Origin of the sequence: Kitasatospora sp. MBT66 (assembly GCF_000710405.2) — a bacterium.
GTDB lineage: Bacteria > Actinomycetota > Actinomycetes > Streptomycetales > Streptomycetaceae > Kitasatospora > Kitasatospora purpeofusca.
This window is the reverse complement of record NZ_JAIY01000027.1, coordinates 25,588-25,937: the sequence shown is the minus strand read 5'-3', so window position 1 is coordinate 25,937 and position 350 is coordinate 25,588. Positions and strand designations below refer to the sequence as shown.

At 69.7% G+C, this 350-nt stretch carries 1 protein-coding gene; it reads left to right on the top strand.

From position 1 onward, the window contains the following. On the top strand, positions 1 to 350 hold a 350-nt coding region (locus BI06_RS45125; protein WP_043479011.1), incomplete at both ends, for an ATP-binding protein.

Below are 350 nucleotides of genomic sequence, written 5' to 3'. Positions count from 1 at the left end.
TCATCAACGACATCCTCGACCTCTCCAAGGTCGAGGCGGGGAAGATGGAGTTCAACCCCGAACCCTTCGCCGTGCAGGAGCTGCTGGCGTACGTCGAGGCCGCGTTCAAACCCCTGGCCGACCAGCGCGGCCTCGCCTTCCGGATCGGCGTCGGCGCGCACGTGCCCGACGAACTCGTCACCGACCAGGCCCGGTTGCGGCAGGTCCTGCGGAACCTGCTGTCCAACGCGATCAAGTTCACCGACCTGGGCCACGTCGAGCTGCGCGTCGAACGCGTGGAGGCGGACGGGCTCCCGGCCGAACTCGGCCGGGCCGAGGCCGCCGTGGCCTTCCACGTCGAGGACACCGGC